1 protein-coding gene and 1 pseudogene are annotated in these 2,428 nt (G+C 52.6%); one reads left to right on the forward strand and one right to left on the reverse strand.

Annotation, left to right across the window (positions count from 1 at the left end):
* Positions 1-365 precede the first annotated feature (365 nt).
* The gene (locus ACFWW2_RS16835) at positions 366-1,754 is read left to right on the forward strand and encodes an exonuclease domain-containing protein (RefSeq protein ID WP_393929830.1); all 1,389 of its coding nucleotides are present in this window, start codon (positions 366-368) and stop codon (positions 1,752-1,754) included.
* Positions 1,755-1,948: 194 nt separating this feature from the next.
* On the opposite strand, the pseudogene ACFWW2_RS16840 reads toward ACFWW2_RS16835, so the two are convergent.
* Positions 1,949-2,230, reverse strand: a pseudogene (locus tag ACFWW2_RS16840) (transposase); the annotation flags it as partial.
* Positions 2,231-2,428: the final 198 nt, after the last annotated feature.

A 2,428-nucleotide genomic window follows, 5' to 3' on the forward strand; every position in this document is an offset into this window, starting at 1 on the left:
GCTAATCATCATCTGATTGACCTAACGGCCAACGCGCCTTGGAACGTGCTTGCTATTTGAGGGCATCACGCCCCAAGGCGCGCCACCAAGTGGCCGACTTTTGCTCCGCCACAGTGGCAGGGTTTTACGCCGCCGTTGACATGTTCAGGGCTAACCTAAGAGTGTTGTCCTTAGGCAACTAGGATCCGCCTGTACTTCCGTCGATTCCAATCGTAGGACCGTTTGACTAACGAAGCAGCTTGAGTCCGGGAGTGCGGATATTTGGCGTCCTGCGATGTGGCCGCGGACCGTCTCATACCACGAATGCTATTTTTCTCAGGTTGGCTCAGGTACGACTATAGGTAACAGAGTCTGCGAAGAAAATCATGAACTTCGTTTTCTACGATACGGAAACCACAGGAACGGACACGACGTTCGACCAAATTTTGCAGTTTGCGGCTGTTCTTACAAATGAAAAACTGGACGAGATCGACCGCTTCGAAACTCGATGTCGCCTATTGCCACACATAATTCCGGCTCCCGGTGCCTTGTTGGCGACGGGAATTCGGCCTGAAACTCTAGTCGACCGGAACCTTCCAACCCACTACGAAGCTATGCGTGAGGTTGGTCGAAAGTTGCGAGAATGGTCTCCAAGCGTCTTCATTGGATACAATACCCTCGCCTTTGATGAACCTCTGCTGCGACAGACGTTTTTCCAAACACTACAACCTGTCTTCCTGACCAATTCCAACGGAAACCAGCGTGCAGATGTTCTTCGCTTGGCTCAAGTTGCGGCCGCACTTTCCCCGAACTCCTTGGTTGTTCCCCTTAGTGATCGGGGGAAGCCAACCTTGCGCCTCGACAAGTTGGCCCCTGCCAATGGATTTTCACATGAAAACGCACATGACGCGTTGGGAGACGTTGAAGCAACCATTCACATTGCGAGGCTGATCCGAGAACGCGCTTCATCGATTTGGCAATCTATGATGCCTCTTGCAGACAAACGCGTTGTTCAGACCAGGCTTGCGTCAAAGAGTCCGCTGTCATTGGTCGAGTATCACATGGGGGTTCCGTCCATTTACCCGGTTGTTGGCTGCGGGCATCACCCAATGAACCCGAATATGCAGGCTGTATTGGATCTGAACCGAGATCCAGAGAGGATCTTGAGAATGACCGGGGACGAATTGTTCAGTGAGATGGCAGGTCCCAATCGGGCGCTTCGCACAGTATTCTCAAACAGAATGCCTGCTCTGCTCGATATTGGACATGCATCAGACCTGCCGTCGGCGATTGATCTGGGGGCTGAGACGATCGCGCGCCGCGCAGCCATGGTATCTGACGACAAAGAGTTCGCTGTGCGAGTAGGATCGGCGATGGAACAACGTTACCCGCCCTTTGAGCCTGCTCAGCTTGTGGAGCAACGGTTGTATGAGAGGTTCCCGAATAGTAGTGACCAGAAGCGAATGCAGGACTTTCACTTGGGTGGGTGGACTGGCCGCGCAGAGATTGCTGAAAGCTTCGACGACGATCGACTCCGAGAACTGGCGCGACGCCTAGTATTCTTTGACGCGCCTGAAGCGTTGAGTGAACGACAGAGGGCCAATCTGAGCCATTGGCTAATCAACCGTCGCCACGGAAGAGAAAATGTTGAGGCGGGGCGTACCGTGAAAGCCGCGCTAGAAGAGTTGGACAAGCTTTCTAGTGAGCGTGGCGAATGTGAGGCGATTGCCGAGATCAGATCCTGGTTCGCTGGGTTTGAAAAGCCAAACCGCTAACCAACTGATTTCATCGATCGGAGTAGCAAGATTTGTACTCACGCCCCCGTCTTCTGAAGGCTAAGCCGGCTTAATAAGCCCGCAACAGCACGATTTCTTAGAAACTGGCTTATCCTAAAAACCATGAGGCTGCCTAGCATTTGGGAGTATCCGAAACTCTGTGTATGAGGCTTAGCCCATGCGAGTTTGGCGGCTCATTTGTTGAACCGTTCTGGGTATAGGATAGCGAACTGATTGCGGGCAGCAACCCATTCTCTGACGGCCCTGCCTGTCTTCTCAAAACTGCGGATGGCCAGATAGATCAGCTTTGTCGCAGCATCATCAGTGGGAAAGCTACCGCGCGTTTTGGTGGTTTTTCGGATGACGCGGTTCAGGCTTTCAATCGCATTTGTCGTGTAGATGATTTTGCGCACTGCTGGTGGGAAGGCGAAGAACGGGATGACTTCTTGCCACGCGCGTCGCCAGCTTGGAGCGATTTGTCACTTGGCACTTAAATCTGAGACCGCGCCTTCAATGATTTCAGCGGCTTGCGCGAGCACCTAATATGAGACTGGGCAGTTAACTTGAGACTGACGTTTGTAACTTAGCACTTTAACTGAGATTGATGCTCCGAAGTTGAATTGATGCCGAACTGCCATGACCGCCCCACTTGCCGACGAGATCGACCATCTGAG

The sequence above is a fragment of the Yoonia sp. R2-816 genome (assembly GCF_046762905.1).
GTDB lineage: Bacteria > Pseudomonadota > Alphaproteobacteria > Rhodobacterales > Rhodobacteraceae > Yoonia.

What these genes read in the sequence shown, in the direction of transcription:
- ACFWW2_RS16835 (WP_393929830.1), top strand. Translation starts at nt 366, where the DNA reads ATGAACTTCGTTTTCTACGATACGGAAACCACAGGAACGGACACGACG.